The following is a 15,358-nucleotide window of genomic DNA, read 5'->3' as shown; positions in this document are numbered from 1 at the left end:
GGGTACGCGTCGACTCAGGCCCAGACCTGCTGCGGCTCGGACCGGCGCTCCGCCATGCTCGGCGCGGCGTCGTACTCGCGGACCACCTCGTAGCGGGTGTTCCGCTCGACCGGACGGAAGCCGGCGTCCCAGATCAGGTGCAGCAGGTCGTCCCGGTGCATCGTGTTCGGCGTCCCGTATGAGTCCGCGTCGTGCGTGATCTTGTATTCGACGACCGAGCCGTCCAGGTCGTCGACGCCGAAGTTGAGCGAGAGCTGGGCCACCGAGAGCCCGTGCATCACCCAGAAGCACTTCACGTGCGGCACGTTGTCGAAGAGCAGCCGGGAGACCGCGAAGGTCTTCAACGACTCGGCCGGCGAGGCCATCGTGGTGCGGGCCTGGATCCGATTACGGACCTTGCCGTCCGCCGAGTCGACGAAGTCGTGCTGGTAGCGCAGCGGGATGAAGACCACGAAGCCATTGGTCTCGTCCTGCAGCTCCCGCAGCCTCAGCACGTGGTCGACCCGGTGCCTCGGCTCCTCGATGTGGCCGTAGAGCATGGTCGACGGCGTCTTCATGCCCTTGCTGTGCGCCAGGCGGTGGATCCGTGACCAGTCCTCCCAGTGGCAGGCGTGGTCGACGATGTGCTGGCGGACCTCCCAGTCGAAGATCTCCGCACCGCCACCGGTCAACGACTCCAGACCGGCTTCCATCAGCTCGTCCAGGATCGCGTCGGCGGTCAGCCCGCTGATCTTCTCGAACCACTGCACCTCGGTGGCGGTGAACGCCTTGAGCTTGACCTTCGGCAGCGCGGCCTTCAGCTCGCGCAGCACCTTCGGGTAGTAGCGCCAGGGCAGGGTCGGGTGCAGGCCGTTGACGATGTGCAGCTCGGTGAGCTGCTCGTCCTCCATCTCCTTGGCCTTGCGGACCGCCTCGTCGATGCGCATCGTGTACGCGTCCTTCTCGCCCGGCTTGCGCTGGAAGGAGCAGTACGCGCAGGAGGCGGAGCAGACGTTGGTCAGGTTGAGGTGCCGGTTGACGTTGAACATCACCCGCTCGCCGTTGCGCTCGGTACGCGCGTGGTGGGCCAGTCGCCCCAACCAGGTCAGGTCGTCGCTGGAGTAGAGCGCGATGCCGTCCTCACGGGTCAGCCGCTCCCCGGCGTACACCTTCGCTTCGAGCTCGCGCTTGAGTCCGGCGTCCATCGAAAGCCCGTCCCTTTCCCCTGCGTCCGCGACCGTTACCGGCCGCAGTCAGAGCCTACGTCGCAGACCCGGGCTGCTCACACCGTGGTCCTTCGGTGACCAGCGTCTCCCGAACTCACAGCTTCCTTTAACCCGTCCAAACATCGACACCGCGCAGCAGGTGAGGTAAGACAGGATGGGGCACGCCACACCTCGCACCGGTGACACCAGGCGATCTGGCGACACCTGGCAGTAGCGTCCCCACATCCGCGTCCGACCCCCGGCGCGGCGGAGCAGGTCCGGACGGGAGCCCGATGGTCGACAGCACGGACGGACGGCGGCGACGGCGACGGAGTCCGCTGGTCTCGCCGGTGCTGCGGCCGATGCTCTGGTCCGCGCTGCTCAGCGCCGTCGCCAGCGCCGTCCTCGCCGCTCCCGCGTACGCCGAGCCGAGCGTCCCGGCCACGGTGCCCGACAGCGGTTCCCGCCCGGCCGTCGCCGGTCAGCTCCAACTGCCCGGCGCACCGCCCGGCGGCACCCCCGGCGTGATCGCCCCGACCGTCACCCCCGCCGGCAACGCGCTCGAAGCCCAGATCACCGCCGTCGAGGCACGGATCGGCGAACTCGGCACCCAACTACTCGACCTGCAACAGCAGCGCACCGAGGCCGAGACCCAGCACACCGCGGCCGGACGCACCCTGGAGTTCGCCCGGGCCGCGGTCCAGCAGGCCGAGCAGCGTGCCGACCAGGTCGCCGCCGAGGCGATCAAGGTCGACGCCGCCCAGCCGCCCGGCGACTGGGCGGCCACCCTGCGGGACCTGGAACTACTGCACCGGGCCAACCGGGGCGAGCGCAGCGAGGGCGCCACCGGGCCGGCCGCCGGCCAGGTCAGCCGTGCGCGGGCCGACGAGCAGGTGGCCACGCAGGCGTACGCCGCCGCCGATCAGCGGCTGCGCGGGGTGCAGCAGCAGTACGCCGCCACGCAGCAGTCGCTGCGTGAGGAAGAGGCCAAGCTGGTCAAACTGCGCGAGGAGAACTCCGCGCAGTTGATCACGCTGGCCCGCCAGCAGGAGGCCGCCGAGCAGCAACTCGGTGCCGACTACCTCGACCAGTCGGCCGACGGACTGGTCGCGCACCCCACCGCGCTGGCCGCCCTCGCGTACGCCCGGCGTCAGCTCGGCGACCCGTACGTCTGGGGTGCCACCGGACCGAACTCGTTCGACTGCTCCGGCCTGGTCTGGTCGGCGTACCGGTCGGCCGGGTACTACAAACTGCCGCGGGTCGCCCGCGACCAGTACTACGCGACCCGGTCCCGCACCGTGCCGCGCACCGCGCTGCTCCCCGGCGATCTGATCTTCTTCGCCTCCGGCAGCAGTTGGCGGACCGTCCACCACATGGGCATGTACGTCGGCGGCGGCAAGATGATCCACGCACCGACCACCGGCGACGTGGTGAAGATCTCGACGGTGCGCTGGTCCCGGTTCTACGCCGCGACCCGGGTGGTCGGTGCGGTGCCCGCCCCCGCCACTCCGCCCACCCCGTCGCAGCCGCCGGCACCCAAGCCCACGCCGAAGCCGACCCCGAAGCCCACCACCAGCCCGAAGCCGACGCCGACTCCGCGACCGACGTCGCCGTCCCCCTCGCCGACGGGCTCGCCCACGCCGAAGCCGACCGACTCGCCCTCCCCGTCGGTGACGCCGTCGCCGACGGGCTCGCCGTCGGAGAGCCCGTCGGCCACGGCCACGGCCACCCCGAGTACGGAGAACAGCAGCCTCGACCCGACGCGCAGCAGCCTCGCCCCGACCACGGCGGCGAGCAGCAGCGATCCCGAGGAGAGCACCTCGGCCACCCCGTCCGCCACCGGCGGTCGCTGACCGGACGGGGCCCACCGAGGCGATCTCCGACCCGTCCCACGCGTACACGCGGGACACTGTGTGGGCTACGGGTGTGCCTTCCGGTCGGGATGTGGCACGGTGTCACACAGGCACTGCCGGTCCGGTGGGACGGATCCGGGTGCGAGCGTGGCACGGAGGACGAGGATGACCGAGCACGAGGTTCCGGCGACGCCGGCCGACCCTGCGTCCGCCGCGCCGACCGCGACCGCCGAACCTGCTCCGGCCGCCGCCGAGCCGACGCCTTCCCCGCCGCGACCCGCACCGGCCACACCCGAGCCGACGTCTTCCGCTCCGGAGCCGACGTCGTCCCCCTCCGGTTCGGCGGCCGTCGCCGCCCCGGACCCGGTCGGCACGGCCGGCCACGTCCCCGCTCCGTCAGCGGCGGCACCGGGCGGCACTGATCGGCCACCGGCGCGCGGAAGGGCGGGAGTGGCCCGCGTACCCGGCCCCGGAGGTCCAGCGGCGGTCGGCACCGGAGCAGCCGCACCGGCCACCGGCGGACCCGGCTCCGGCGCTGCCACCACGAGCGGCGGGACCACGTACCGTGCCGGGTCCCCGGTGACACCCGAGGCTGACCGGCCGTCGGCCGGCACGGGCATGAACAGGGCCGTCGGCAGCGCGGGTGTGAGCGGGGCCGGGATGACCAGTGTGCCGGGGCAGCGGGAGCCGGTGCCGCCCACGTCGGCACGGGCCAGCGTGCGGATCGCCGGCATGGGCCAGGTGAGCGCGGACGAGGCCGCAGCCGCCGGTGGTGGCGGTCGGGCCGCCGGGGTCTACCGGTCCGCGCCGGTCACCCCGGAGTCGTCCGAGCCCGGCCGACCGACCCAGCCCGACCGACCGGCCGAGCCACCGCAGCCGACGACGCCGGAGCCCCACCCGGTGCCGGATCCGGCCCCGGCGGAGCCTGCACCGACGCCACCCGCACCGGTGCCGGGACCCAATCCGCCGTCACCGACGCCACCCGTCCCGGTGCCGGCACCGCCGACGCCCGGGCCGTACCCGCCGGGGCCGGTGCCCGCGCCACCGCCTGCGCCCCGGCCGGCACCGCCGGTGCCGGGTCCGCCGTCCCCGCCGCCCGGCCCGCCGGTGCCGCCGCCACCGCCGCCGCCCGGCCCGATGCCCGCGCCGCCGTTCCCGCCGCCACCGGCCACCTTCGCCTCGGTCACGGCAGCCTCGACCACCACCGCACCCACCGCCGCGCCGACCACGGCAGCCTCGACCACGGCAGCGCCCACCAGCGCCGCACCGGCCGCGCCGGTGTCGGCGCCACCGGTGGTGCCCGCTCCGGCGCTGCCGGTCTGGCCGCCACCCACCAACCCGGGCGGGCGCCGGGACGAGCCGAGCGCCGGCTCTCCGGCAGGCGCGCCCCGACCCTCGGTACGGCCAGGGCTGCTTCCGGCCGAGCCGCCGACGGCTCCTACCGGCACCGACCAGGACCGGACCCGGCCAGTGCCACTGGACGACCCCGACGCCACCAGGCCGGTGGTCCGACCGGGCCCGCCGTCGGCGGCGGTTCCAAAGACAGCGGCGGCGGCCGACCCACGGGCAACGGCGGGTCCCGGTCCCCGGTCGGACGGCTCCCGCACGGCCGGATCGGCGACGCACCATCCCGGCGGGTCCGATCTCAGCGCCTACTACGCGGGCGGGTCGGGAGCCAACACCGTGGCCTTCCCGGTCGGCGAGGAGAACTCCGGGTCACTCACCGGTCACATTCTGGCGCAGGGTTGGACGGACACTCCGGCCGAGCGTTCCGGGAACACCCTGCGGGTGGCGATCGTGCTGGCGGTCGCGCTGGGCCTGCTGGTGGCGTTCAGCGTGCTGATCGTGCTGCTGACGAACGACGCCCTGAGCGGTCTGACCGGCGCTCTGCCGGGGTGAACGGCGGGTGAGTCCGCCCACTACCCCCATCCGGTCCCCGCGCGGGGTCGACACTCGCCGTACACTGGTGGGTGATCACTGACCTGGCGCGCTCCTGCGCGCCCATGGGCGTTCTTGCGGACGGATCCGGCGGCGCAGTGCCGTGGCGGGACATCGCGAAGGTGCGCCCCGCTCGAAAGGCATTTCTTGACCACCTCCGCTGCCTCTGGCATGCCCCTGTCCGCCTCTGACGTTCCCACCGATCTGCCGGCCGACGCCGCCGGCCCCGACCAGTCGATCGACTTCGGCGCACTCGGGCTGCCCCAGCCGCTCGTGCGCGCCCTCGCCCGGCAGGGCATCACCACACCCTTCGAGATCCAGCGCGCGACCGTGCCGGACGCCCTCGCCGGACGCGACGTGCTCGGCCGGGGACAGACCGGCTCGGGCAAGACGCTCGCCTTCGGGCTGCCGCTGCTGGCCCGGGTCGCCGAGAGTGGCCAGGCCCGCCCGATGCGGCCGCGTGCCCTCGTCCTGGTGCCCACCCGGGAACTCGCCATGCAGGTCAACGACGCGCTGCTGCCGCTGGGCAAGGCCGTCGGCGTCTTCCTGAAGACCGCCGTCGGCGGAGTGCCCTACGACCGTCAGATCGACGCCCTGCGCCGGGGTGTCGAGGTGGTGGTGGCCACCCCGGGCCGGCTCGCCGACCTGATCGACCGTGGCGTCTGCCGCCTGGACGACGTCCAGGTCACCGTGCTCGACGAAGCGGACCAGATGGCCGACATGGGCTTCCTGCCCGAGGTCACCGAGCTGCTGGCGAAGACGCCTGCGAACGCCCAGCGTCTGCTCTTCTCGGCCACCCTGGACACCGACGTGGACGCGTTGGTCAAGCGGTTCATGACCGACCCGGTGACCCACTCCACCGCGCCCGCGACCGCTGCGGTCTCCACCATGGACCATCACATGCTGCTGATCCCGCCGCAGGAGAAGTTCCCGGTGACCGCGTCGATCGCGGCACGGTCCGGCCGGACCATCGTCTTCGCCCGTACGCAGCTCGGCGTGGACCGGTTGGTCACGCAGCTCGCGGCGGTCGGCGTGCGCGCGGGTGGGCTGCACGGCGGCAAGACCCAGCGGATGCGTACCCGCACCCTGGCCGAGTTCCGCGAGGGCCGGACCAACGTGTTGGTGGCGACCGACGTGGCGGCCCGGGGCATCCACGTTGACGGTGTCTCGCTGGTGTTGCACGTCGACCCGCCGAAGGACCCGAAGGACTACCTGCACCGGGCCGGGCGCACCGCGCGGGCCGGCGAGGCGGGCGCGGTGGCGACCCTGGTGCTGCCGAAGCAGCGCCGCACCACCCTGGCGATGATGGAGAAGGCCGGTGTGGAGCCGGAGCAGACCCGGGTACGCGTCGGTGACGCCGCCCTGGCCGAGCTGACCGGAGCCCGCGAGCCGAGCGGGGTGCCGGTACGCGAGGAGCGGGAGGAGCCGCGTCGGCCCGGTCGGCCGACCGGAGGCCCGCGTCGCTTCGGTGACCGTCCCGGCGGCGACCGTCGCTTCGGCGACCGTCCGGGCGGGGACCGTCGCTTCGGCGACCAGCCGCGTGGCGAGCGCCGCTTCGGCGACCGCAGCTACAGCGACCAGCCACGCGGGGAGCGTCGCTTCGGTGACCGATCCTACGGCGACCAGCCACGCGGGGAGCGCCGGTTCGGCGCCGACCGGGGCGGGCGCTCGGAGGTGCGGGGCGAGGACCGGCGCGGGTCGGCCGGTCGTCCCCGGGCACACACCTACTGATCGTCGTTCGGCGCATGGCCTGCCGGGCCGGGCGCGGTGGCGTAACGTCCGAAACATGTCGACCATGCGGAAGTCGTTGCTGTGGACCCGGTCCGACACGGCCGGTGCCGAACACGCCGTGGTCGACGACGGATCCGGACTGACCGCGTACGGCACCCAGATCGCCGTCGACCCGGTGCCCTACACCTGCCGCTACCAGGTGGCCACCGACTCCGAGTGGGTCAGTGTCCGCCTGGAGGTCGAGGTTGAGGGCGCCGGGTGGCGGCGGAGCGTACGCCTGGAACGGGCGACCGAACGGTGGCGGGTGACCGCCGCCGAGCAGGGTGACCTGGACGCGGTCCTCTCCGCCGCCGGGCGGGCTCCGGCCGGGCTGCCCGGCCTGGAGGATCCCGACCGCCTGGCCGACGCCCTCGACGTCGACCTGGGCGGCTCGCCGCTGTTCAACACGCTGCCGTTGCGGCGGCTCGGCCTGACCACCGCGCCGGCCGACACCACCCACCGGATCGACGTGGCCTGGGTGCTGCTGCCGAGCCTGACGGTGCTTCCCACCGAGCAGGTCTACACCGGGCTGGGCCCACACCGGTTCCGGTACGCCAGCGACGGTTTCAGCGCCGACGTCGACGTGGACCCCGACGGCTACGTGCGGCACTACCCCGGACTGGCGGAGCGCGCGACGCCCCGCTGACGCGTCGGCCGGTTCAGCCCGGCCAGGAAGCGTCGGCCAGGAAGCGTTGCACGGTCGCCAGGTGCGGGGCCAGGTCGAGGCCCTGTGCGGCCACCCACTCGTCGGCGTAGTACGTGTCGGCGTACCGGTCGCCGGCGTCGCAGATCAGCGTGACCACCGAGCCGGTCTGCCCGGCGGCGCGCATCTCCGCGATCAGCCCGAAGGCGCCCCACAGGTTGGTGCCGGTCGACCCGCCCACCCGTCGGCCGAGGACGGCCGACCCGGCCCGCATGGCGGCCAGGGAGGCGGCGTCCGGCACCTGCACCATCCGGTCCACCACGGCGGGCAGGAACGACGCCTCCACGGTCGGCCGACCGATCCCCTCGATGCGCGAGCCCCGGCCGGTGCGGACCGACCAGTCGGCCGCCTGCCAGGCCGGATAGAACGCGGAGTTCTCCGGGTCCACGACGCAGAGCTTGGTGGGCAGTCGCCGGTAGCGGGCGTACCGGCCGATGGTGGCGCTGGTGCCGCCGGTGCCGGCGCCGACCACCACCCAGGCGGGTACGGGATGGCGTTCCAGCGCGAGCTGCGCGTAGATCGACTCGGCGATGTTGTTGTTGCCCCGCCAGTCGGTGGCCCGTTCGGCGTAGGTGAACTGGTCCATGTAATGCCCACCGGAGTCCTCGGCGAGCCAGCGTGCCTCGATGACCACCTTGGCCGGGTCCTGCACCAGGTGGCACCGGCCGCCCTGGAACTCGATCTGGGCGATCTTCTCCGGCGACGTCGAGGCGGGCATCACCGCGATGAACGGCAACCCCAGCATCCGCGCGAAGTACGCCTCGGAGACCGCCGTGGAGCCCGACGACGCCTCGACGATCGTGGTCTCCGGCCCGATCCGGCCGTTGCAGAGCCCGTACAGGAAGAGCGAGCGGGCCAGCCGGTGCTTGAGCGAGCCGGTCGGGTGCACCGACTCGTCCTTGAGATAGAGGTCGATCCCCCACGACCGGGGCAGCGGGAAGGGCAGCAGGTGGGTGTCGGCGGACCGGTTGGCGTCCGCCTCGACGGCGGCGATCGCCTCGGTCACCCACTGCCGGCAGGCTTCGTCGCACCGGTCGAGATGAGTCACGCTCGGAAAGGTAGCAAGCCGCTCAGGACGTGGTCTGCGCCACCGGCTGGGGCCGGTTCTCCCACTTGGTCGACAGGGCGATGCCGGTCCGGGTGGAGGCCACCCCGGGTGTCCGGTTCAGCCGTACGATCAGGCGCTCCAGCTCGACGATGGTGCTCACCCGCGCCTTGAGCAGGAAGGACTCGACTCCGGCCATGAAGTAGCAGGACTCGATCTCCGGTATCGCCCGGAACGCCTCCAGCACGTCGTCGGTGTCCGCGCCGGAGTCCTCGACGATGCCGATCAGGGCGGTGACGCCCAGCCCCACGGCCTCCGGCTCGACGTCGGCCCGGTAGGCCCGGATGACCCCGCCGGACTCCAACTTGCCGACCCGTTCGTGCACTGCCGGCGCGGATAGGCCGACCTGGCGGGCCAGTTCGGCGTACGACAGGCGGGCGTTGCCCCGGAGCAGGTCCACGAGGCTGCGGTCGATGGCGTCCACGGACTGTGACCCTAGTCGGCGGCGTGTGACACCGGGACTCCGGTGTCGGTTGGGCATGGCAGTGGGTGACAGTTCGCATACCCAGGGTCGGAAGGGCGTGCCGCCGCTACCATTTACTAACTTCTCACTCAGTGCGTTTTTCGCGTTTGGCGGACAGGCCAGTTCGCTGGTGCTGTAATTGCCATACGTCCCTCATGACGGCTCTGGGCTCGCACCGGCCGGGGGCAGTGTGTTCAGCCGGGGGCTTCGTCGACGCGAGGAGGGGGCTGTGGACACTGGAGATCGCCTGCTGACACCGGGTGAGGTCGCCGCGCTGTTTCGGGTTGACCCGAAGACTGTCACGCGATGGGCGGCAGCGGGCCGGATCGGCAGTATCCGGACTCCAGGAGGGCACCGCCGGTTTCGGGAATCCGAGGTGCGGGCCCTGCTTGAAGGGGAGGGCATGCTGGACGAGGCGGACGAGATGGGCAGACCACGCAACAACGGCCCAGCCGCCTCGACCGGCCCAGGTCCGGCCAACGCCGGCATGTACTGAGTGGTGCGGGTCAGGACGCGGACCGGTCGTCAGGTCCGGTCCGCGTTCAACTTCCCCGCCCACCTGCGGAACAGGGTGTGCGGTACGCCGAGAGCGTCGAGCACCTTGCCGGCCACGAAGTCCACGAGTTGGGCCGCCGTGGCCGCGGCTCCCGCGCCGTAGAAGCCGGGACTGGCCGGCAGCACCACCGCACCGGCGTCGTGCAACGCGATCAGGTGTTCCAGGTGGCTACGGGTCACCGGGGTCTCCCGGGGCACCACCACGACCCGTCGGCGCTCCTTGAGGTTGACCTCGGCGGCGCGCTGCAACAGGTCCTTGGACAGGCCGATGGCGATGCCGGCGCAGGCGGCCGTGCTCGCGGGCACCACCGCCATGCCACGCACCGGGTACGAGCCGCTGCTCGGCCCGGCCGCCAGGTCACCGGCGGGCCAGTGCCGCACGTCCGCTCCGTCCAGGTCACGACCGAGCCAGGCACTTAGGTCGTCGGCCCAGTGGGCGTCCCGGAACGGTCTGCCGGTCTCGTCCAGCACGGTCAGCCGGGCGGCCCGGGAGACGATCAGGTCCACCGACTCCCCGGCGTCGAGCAGCCCGCGGACGACTGCGGCCGCGTACGGCGTGCCGGAGGCCCCGGAGACCCCGACCACCCATGGTTCACGCATCCCCCAAGCCTGCCTGGTCACCGTCGACGCCGGTGCAGTACCCCCGGGACCTGCCCTGATCCGGCGGTCTGCGGGCGTTACGACACCGATGTCCGATCGGCGTGCGGGGACCTTCGCGACCTGGCATGCTCCTGGTGCCGCATGCGGTACGGCACCTCAGGGGAGGGATCGGGATGAGTCGGGACGTCCTGCCCTCGCTGCGGGACGCGTGTCCGATCCCGTCCAGCCTGTCACCGTACGCGGACGACGTGCAGGAGTGGTTGATCCACTGGCTGCCCCGGACCGGGCTGACCGTGGACCCGGCGACCGCCAGGCTCCTGGCCGGGGCCCGCTTCGCCCGCTACGCCGGCCGGCTCTACCCGGACGCCGACGAGCCCGACCTGCGGGTGCTCACCGCGCTGTTCACCTGGTTCTTCCTGGTCGACGACGCCTGTGACAAGCCCGGCCAGTTCACCCTCACCGAGATCCGTGGACTGCGCGACGGCGTACTGGCGTTGTTGGGCGGGCAGACCCGGTCACCGCAGACCGGGCTGGTCGGGCCGTTGCGGCGGCTGCTGGTGACCGCGTGGCGGGAGCCGCGCCGCCGGATGCCGGCCCCCTGGCGGGCACGATTCGCCGACGCGGTCGCCCACCATCTCGACGGGACCTGGCAGGAGGCGGCCAACAAGGCCGACGGCCACCGGCCCGGCGTCACCGAGTACGTCGAACTGCGCCGCGCCACCTCGGCCGCGTACGTGTCGTATCCGCTGGGCGAGTTCGTCACGGGTCGGCCCCTGCCCGACGCGGTCTACCACCATCCGACGCTGAGCCGGTTCCGGGACCTCGGCAACGACCTGCTCTCCTGGTACAACGACCTCGCCTCGCTGGAGCGCGACGAGGCCACCGCCGGAGGGCACAACCTGGTGCTGGCGACTGCCGCCGAACACCGGCTGTCCCGGGAGGCCGCGATCGAGTCGGTGACCCGGCGCTGGCACGAGACGATGCGAGAGTTCGTCGACCAGCGGTCCCGGGTGCCGTCGTTCGGCCCGGCGCTGGACGAGGCCGTCACCACCCATCTCGACGGGGTGTCCCGGGCCCTGCGCGGCACCATCGACTGGACGCTGGAGAGCACCCGCTACGCGGGTAAGGAAGGGCCCCTTACTAACGCCTCCGGTAGATGAAGGGTCCCTTCCTAACACGTGGGTTCAGGGGCGCAGGCCGAGCCGGACGACCAGGTCGAGCACGGCGAAGGCGAACAGGGCGATGCCGACGAAACCGTTGGCGGTGAAGAACGCCCGGTTGACCCGACTCAGGTCGGTCGGCGTGACCACCAGGTGCTGGTAGCCGAAGGCGACGGCGGTGAGCAGCAGACCGATCCACCAGAGCCAGCCGAAGCCGACCAGCACGCCGAACCATCCGAACAGGGCGAACGTCACCACGTGCGAGACCGTGGAGGCGTGCAGGGCGAAGCGCAGGCCGTACCGCGACGGCACGCTGTGCACCCCGATCTCGCGGTCCACCTCGGCGTCCTGGCAGGCGTAGATCAGGTCGAAGCCGCCGATCCACAGGCCGACGGCCGCGCCGAGCAGCCAGGCCGGTCCGGAGCCGGCGAAGGTGCCGGTGACCGCCAGCCAGGCGCCGATCGGCCCGACCGCCTGGGCGAGCGCCAGGATGGCGTGCGGCCAGTTGGTGAACCGCTTGCCGTACGGGTAGACCACCAACGGCACCACGGCCAGCGGCGCGAGCACCAGACAGAGCGGGTTGAGCAGGGCGGCGGCGGCCAGGAAGACCACCAGGGCGACACCCGCGCCGGTCCAGGCCGTGCGCAGGCTCACCGCGCCGGTGACCAGCTCCCGGTTGGCGGTACGGGGGTTCCGCGCGTCGATCCGGCGATCCAGGATGCGGTTCGCGGCCATCGCGAACGTCCGTGCCCCGACCATCGCCACGGTGATCAGCAGCAGGTCGAGCCAGCGCACCCGGCCACCGTTGACCTGCATCGCGGTCAACGCCGACAGGTACGCGAACGGCAACGCGAACACCGAGTGCTCGATCGCCACGAGCTTGAGGAAGGACTTCACGCGCCCGGGACGTTCGGCCGGCTCCACGGCGGCGGTCGCCATCAGATGCCGTACTCCTTCCAGCGCTTGTCGACCAGCGAGACGACCTCGGGCGACATGGTCATCTCCTCCGGCCAGCCCCGGGTGTAGCCCTCGGTGGGCAGCTTGCGGGTGGCGTCGATGCCCGCCTTGCCGCCCCAGAACTGCTGGTAGGAGGCGTGGTCCAGGTGGTCCACCGGCCCCTCGGTGAGCAGCAGGTCACGGGCGTAGTCGACGTTGCCGAAGGCGCGGAACGCCACCTCGCGGTAGTCGTGCACGTCGCAGTCCTCGTCCACGATCACGATCAGCTTGGTCAGCGACATCATGTGCGCGCCCCAGATCGCGTTCATCACCTTCTGGGCGTGCTTCGGATACCGCTTGCGGATCGACACGATCGCGCAGTTGTGGAAGACCCCGGCGGCCGGCAGGTCGTAGTCGACGATGTCCGGGATGAGGAAGCGCAGCAGCGGCGCGAAGATCCGCTCGGTGGCCTTGCCGAGACCGTGGTCCTCCTGCGGCGGCTTCGAGGTGACGATCGTGTGGTAGACCGGGTCACGCTGCATGGTCATCGCCTCGACGTGCAGCACCGGGAACGGCTCGACCGGGGTGTAGAAGCCGGTGTGGTCGCCGAACGGTCCCTCGGGCAGGCGCTCCCCCGGCTCCAGGTAGCCCTCCAGCACCACCTGGGCGTGCGCGGGCACCTGCAACGGGACGGTCAGGCAGTCGACCATCTCCACCCGCTCGCCGCGCAGGAACCCGGCGAACAGGTACTCGTCGATGTCGGCGGGGAGCGGCGCGCTGGACGCGTAGCTGACCACCGGGTCGCAGCCGATGGCGATGGCGACCGGCAGCCGTTGGCCCAGCCGCTCGGCCACGGCGTGGTGCGCCGTGGAGTTCTTGTGGATCTGCCAGTGCATACCGAGCGTGTTGTGGCTGTGCTGCTGGAGCCGGTACAGGCCGAGGTTGCGCTTGCCGGACTCCGGGTGCTTGGTGTGGGTCAGCCCGAAGTTGTGGAAGATGCCGCCGTCGCCCGGCCACACCTGGAGCCCCGGCAGCCGGTTCAGGTCGACGTCGTCGCCCCGGTAGACCACCTGCTGGCACGGGGCGGTCTTGACCTTCTTGGGCGGCATCGACTTGAGCTGCATCACCTTGCCCAGGCCGCCCATCATGCCGGAGAAGCCCATCGGCAGTTCCGGCTTGAGCATCTCGCCGATCCGGTTGCCGATCTCGTCCAGCGACTCGACGCCGAGCGCCATCGCGGTGCGCTTCTCGGTGCCGAAGAGGTTGATCGCCACCGGCATCTCGCCCCGGGTGGGCCGCTCGAAGAGCAGCGCCGGCCCGTCCGCCCGCACGGTCCGCGTGACGACCTCGCTGATCTCCAGCGCCGGATCGACCGGTACGCCGACGCGCCGTAGCTCGCCCGCGCGCTCCAACGCCGCCAGGAAGTCCTTCAGATCGGTGTACGGGAACCCACGAGCCGCCATGCAGCAAGTCTCCCGCACCGCCCGGCCCGTCTGCCAAGCCGGGCCGGCTTTCGGGCGGAGATCACGTCGCACGGGGCGTCGTGTGTCGTGCCGCGCATCTAAGCTCATGGTTCCCGAACGGCCCCGCCGCCGGTGGCGTCGGCGTGCCGTCGGGTCCCTCCACGCAAGGAGTCACATGCGATCTGCGCGACGCCCGCACGCCCGTGTGGGACGAGCCGCCGTGGTGTTGGCGGTCACCGCCTCACTCGTGGCGCTCGGTGCTCCGGCCCAGGCCGAGACCGGGTCCGGTTGGTTCCAGGCCCAGCTCGACGATGTCGTGATCGGCGCAGCCGGCGCCCCCGGCAAGGCCAAGCCGCTCTACGTGTACGCCCAGGACGCGGTGAATCCACGCGTCGTCGTCGACCTCACCGGCCTGCTCGGCGTGGCTTCCGCCGAGTTTCCCGCCTGGTGCGCCACGACGGGCACCCAGGTCACCTGCCCGCTCCCACCGGACGTCGACCCGGACTCGAGCCTCCAGGTCGGCAGCATCCCGGTGCTGTTCCGGCCACTGGCCGGTGCCTCCGGGGGCGACAGCGCCACCGTGTCGTACCGAGCGGTGGCCGACAACGCCGACCCCTTCGTCGCCACGGCGACGGTGTCCGTCGGTGACGGCGCGGACCTGGTCAACCTGGGCGACGGACGGGTCGACACGGCTGCGGTCGGTGATCTGTTGTCCGCGCCGATCAGGCTCACGAACGTCGGCAACCGGATCAGCAGAGGAGTCCGGATCACCTTCACCCTCTCCTCGGGGTTGACGCCGTCGACCTGGTCCAACTGCTGGTACGCCCCGCTCACCGGTCACCGCACCTCGGTCGTCTGCGACCTGAACGGACGGGTCCGCCCGGGAGCGACGATGCAGGTCTCCGGCGGCTTCGGGTTCGAGATCGGCGGCTCTGCCTACGCCGGGGAGAGCCTCGACCAGTTCGTCGAGCCGCTGGCCGGTGCTGCGGCGCTGCCGACGCAACTCGGCTACCAGCGCCGGGAGGGCGGCACCGAGCTGAGGCTGCGGCCCAGCCGGACCACGTCCGCAGCGGCCCGCACCCTGACGCCCGAGATCGACCCGGGCGACAACTGGGCTTCCTTCTACGTCGACAACGTGCCGAACAGCCTGGACCTGGCCGCCCTGGCGGAGCCGGTCGTCGGTCCGGTCGGCGGTTCGACCATCCTGCGCGCCGGGGTCCGGAACAACGGCGCGGGAGACCTCGACGACTTCCGCAGCGGCGCGGGCGAGGTGGCACCGTTCTATCTGAGGGTGCCGGCCGGGGTGACCGTGGAGTCGGTGCCCGACCACTGTTTCGCGCTCTACGAGTCGGAGGACGGTTGGAACGGCGGCGAGCCGCAACTCGGCGCCTCCTGGTACCGCTGCGCGGTGCCCGGCTCGGTGTTCGCCGCCGGTGAGACCTATCAGGTCGACTTCGGGGTCCGGATCACCTCCGTGGGTGGTGCGGCCGGCGCGGTGAGCCTCAACATGCCCGGGCCGTACCCCTCCTGGTGGGACGACGACCGGGACAACGACGAGGTCACGGTCGTCGTCCAGATTCAGTCCTGATCGTGGCCGGTTCGGGATGGTGACCGGGGCTTGTCCCGCC

At 72.2% G+C, this 15,358-nt stretch carries 14 protein-coding genes; 7 read left to right on the top strand and 7 right to left on the bottom strand.

Going from position 1 to position 15,358, the window contains the following annotated elements:
- Positions 1–14: 14 nt before the first annotated feature.
- On the bottom strand, positions 15–1,184 hold the full coding sequence (mqnE, locus tag HUT12_RS02310; RefSeq protein WP_131053069.1) for an aminofutalosine synthase MqnE: 1,170 nt from the start codon (positions 1,182–1,184) through the stop codon (positions 15–17).
- A gap of 293 nt (positions 1,185–1,477) precedes the next feature.
- Here mqnE and HUT12_RS02305 point away from each other — a divergent pair, with 293 nt between their 5' ends.
- Positions 1,478–3,037 (top strand): C40 family peptidase, encoded by a 1,560-nt coding sequence (locus tag HUT12_RS02305; RefSeq protein ID WP_176092327.1) that lies wholly within the window; start codon positions 1,478–1,480, stop codon positions 3,035–3,037.
- Positions 3,038–3,831: 794 nt separating this feature from the next.
- On the opposite strand, the gene HUT12_RS02300 is transcribed toward HUT12_RS02305, so the two are convergent.
- Positions 3,832–4,485, bottom strand: a complete 654-nt coding sequence (locus HUT12_RS02300) for a hypothetical protein (RefSeq protein ID WP_176092326.1) — start codon at positions 4,483–4,485, stop codon at positions 3,832–3,834.
- 235 nt (positions 4,486–4,720) lie between these two features.
- Here HUT12_RS02300 and HUT12_RS02295 point away from each other — a divergent pair, with 235 nt between their 5' ends.
- The 3 genes from HUT12_RS02295 (at position 4,721) to HUT12_RS02285 (ending at position 7,391) form a co-directional block, all read left to right on the top strand.
- Entirely contained in the window at positions 4,721–4,936 is a 216-nt protein-coding gene (locus HUT12_RS02295; RefSeq protein ID WP_131053194.1) for a hypothetical protein, read from the top strand.
- Between the two features lie 210 nt (positions 4,937–5,146).
- Complete coding sequence (locus tag HUT12_RS02290) at positions 5,147–6,706, top strand: DEAD/DEAH box helicase (RefSeq protein WP_176092325.1); 1,560 nt, start codon at positions 5,147–5,149, stop codon at positions 6,704–6,706.
- Positions 6,707–6,770: 64 nt separating this feature from the next.
- Entirely contained in the window at positions 6,771–7,391 is a 621-nt protein-coding gene (locus tag HUT12_RS02285) for a putative glycolipid-binding domain-containing protein (protein WP_176095618.1), read from the top strand.
- A 13-nt stretch (positions 7,392–7,404) separates the two neighbouring features.
- Here the strand turns inward: HUT12_RS02285 and HUT12_RS02280 are convergent, their stop codons facing one another.
- Both HUT12_RS02280 and HUT12_RS02275 read right to left on the bottom strand, forming a co-directional pair.
- Entirely contained in the window at positions 7,405–8,496 is a 1,092-nt protein-coding gene (locus tag HUT12_RS02280) for a PLP-dependent cysteine synthase family protein (protein WP_131053192.1), read from the bottom strand.
- 22 nt (positions 8,497–8,518) lie between these two features.
- Positions 8,519–8,977, bottom strand: coding sequence for an Lrp/AsnC family transcriptional regulator (locus HUT12_RS02275; RefSeq protein ID WP_131053191.1), 459 nt, complete (start codon positions 8,975–8,977; stop codon positions 8,519–8,521).
- A 268-nt stretch (positions 8,978–9,245) separates the two neighbouring features.
- Here HUT12_RS02275 and HUT12_RS02270 point away from each other — a divergent pair, with 268 nt between their 5' ends.
- The gene (locus tag HUT12_RS02270; RefSeq protein WP_131053190.1) at positions 9,246–9,512 is read left to right on the top strand and encodes a BldC family transcriptional regulator; all 267 of its coding nucleotides are present in this window, start codon (positions 9,246–9,248) and stop codon (positions 9,510–9,512) included.
- 29 nt (positions 9,513–9,541) lie between these two features.
- On the opposite strand, the gene HUT12_RS02265 is transcribed toward HUT12_RS02270, so the two are convergent.
- A complete protein-coding gene (locus HUT12_RS02265; protein ID WP_131053189.1) occupies positions 9,542–10,171 on the bottom strand; it encodes a UbiX family flavin prenyltransferase in 630 nt (209 codons plus the stop codon).
- Between the two features lie 173 nt (positions 10,172–10,344).
- On the opposite strand from HUT12_RS02265, the gene HUT12_RS02260 reads away from it, so the two are divergent.
- Positions 10,345–11,331, top strand: coding sequence for a terpene synthase family protein (locus HUT12_RS02260; RefSeq protein ID WP_176092324.1), 987 nt, complete (start codon positions 10,345–10,347; stop codon positions 11,329–11,331).
- A 24-nt stretch (positions 11,332–11,355) separates the two neighbouring features.
- Here the strand turns inward: HUT12_RS02260 and mqnP are convergent, their stop codons facing one another.
- Positions 11,356–12,270 (bottom strand): menaquinone biosynthesis prenyltransferase MqnP, encoded by a 915-nt coding sequence (mqnP, locus tag HUT12_RS02255; RefSeq protein WP_131053187.1) that lies wholly within the window; start codon positions 12,268–12,270, stop codon positions 11,356–11,358.
- Complete coding sequence (locus HUT12_RS02250) at positions 12,270–13,730, bottom strand: menaquinone biosynthesis decarboxylase (RefSeq protein ID WP_131053186.1); 1,461 nt, start codon at positions 13,728–13,730, stop codon at positions 12,270–12,272. The genes mqnP and HUT12_RS02250 overlap by 1 nt, the downstream gene beginning before the upstream one ends.
- A 175-nt stretch (positions 13,731–13,905) precedes the next feature.
- Here HUT12_RS02250 and HUT12_RS02245 point away from each other — a divergent pair, with 175 nt between their 5' ends.
- Positions 13,906–15,318, top strand: coding sequence for a hypothetical protein (locus HUT12_RS02245; protein ID WP_176092323.1), 1,413 nt, complete (start codon positions 13,906–13,908; stop codon positions 15,316–15,318).
- The last annotated feature ends 40 nt before the right edge of the window (positions 15,319–15,358 follow it).

This window comes from Verrucosispora sp. NA02020 (assembly GCF_013364215.1).
Lineage (GTDB): Bacteria > Actinomycetota > Actinomycetes > Mycobacteriales > Micromonosporaceae > Micromonospora.
Note: the sequence above shows the minus strand (reverse complement) of the source record. Positions and strands in the feature narration are given on the sequence as shown.

What these genes read in the sequence shown, in the direction of transcription:
- mqnE (WP_131053069.1), bottom strand. Translation starts at nt 1,184, where the DNA reads ATGGACGCCGGACTCAAGCGCGAGCTCGAAGCGAAGGTGTACGCCGGG.
- HUT12_RS02305 (WP_176092327.1), top strand. Translation starts at nt 1,478, where the DNA reads ATGGTCGACAGCACGGACGGACGGCGGCGACGGCGACGGAGTCCGCTG.
- HUT12_RS02290 (WP_176092325.1), top strand. Translation starts at nt 5,147, where the DNA reads ATGCCCCTGTCCGCCTCTGACGTTCCCACCGATCTGCCGGCCGACGCC.
- HUT12_RS02285 (WP_176095618.1), top strand. Translation starts at nt 6,771, where the DNA reads ATGCGGAAGTCGTTGCTGTGGACCCGGTCCGACACGGCCGGTGCCGAA.
- HUT12_RS02265 (WP_131053189.1), bottom strand. Translation starts at nt 10,171, where the DNA reads ATGCGTGAACCATGGGTGGTCGGGGTCTCCGGGGCCTCCGGCACGCCG.
- HUT12_RS02260 (WP_176092324.1), top strand. Translation starts at nt 10,345, where the DNA reads ATGAGTCGGGACGTCCTGCCCTCGCTGCGGGACGCGTGTCCGATCCCG.
- mqnP (WP_131053187.1), bottom strand. Translation starts at nt 12,270, where the DNA reads ATGGCGACCGCCGCCGTGGAGCCGGCCGAACGTCCCGGGCGCGTGAAG.
- HUT12_RS02250 (WP_131053186.1), bottom strand. Translation starts at nt 13,730, where the DNA reads ATGGCGGCTCGTGGGTTCCCGTACACCGATCTGAAGGACTTCCTGGCG.
- HUT12_RS02245 (WP_176092323.1), top strand. Translation starts at nt 13,906, where the DNA reads ATGCGATCTGCGCGACGCCCGCACGCCCGTGTGGGACGAGCCGCCGTG.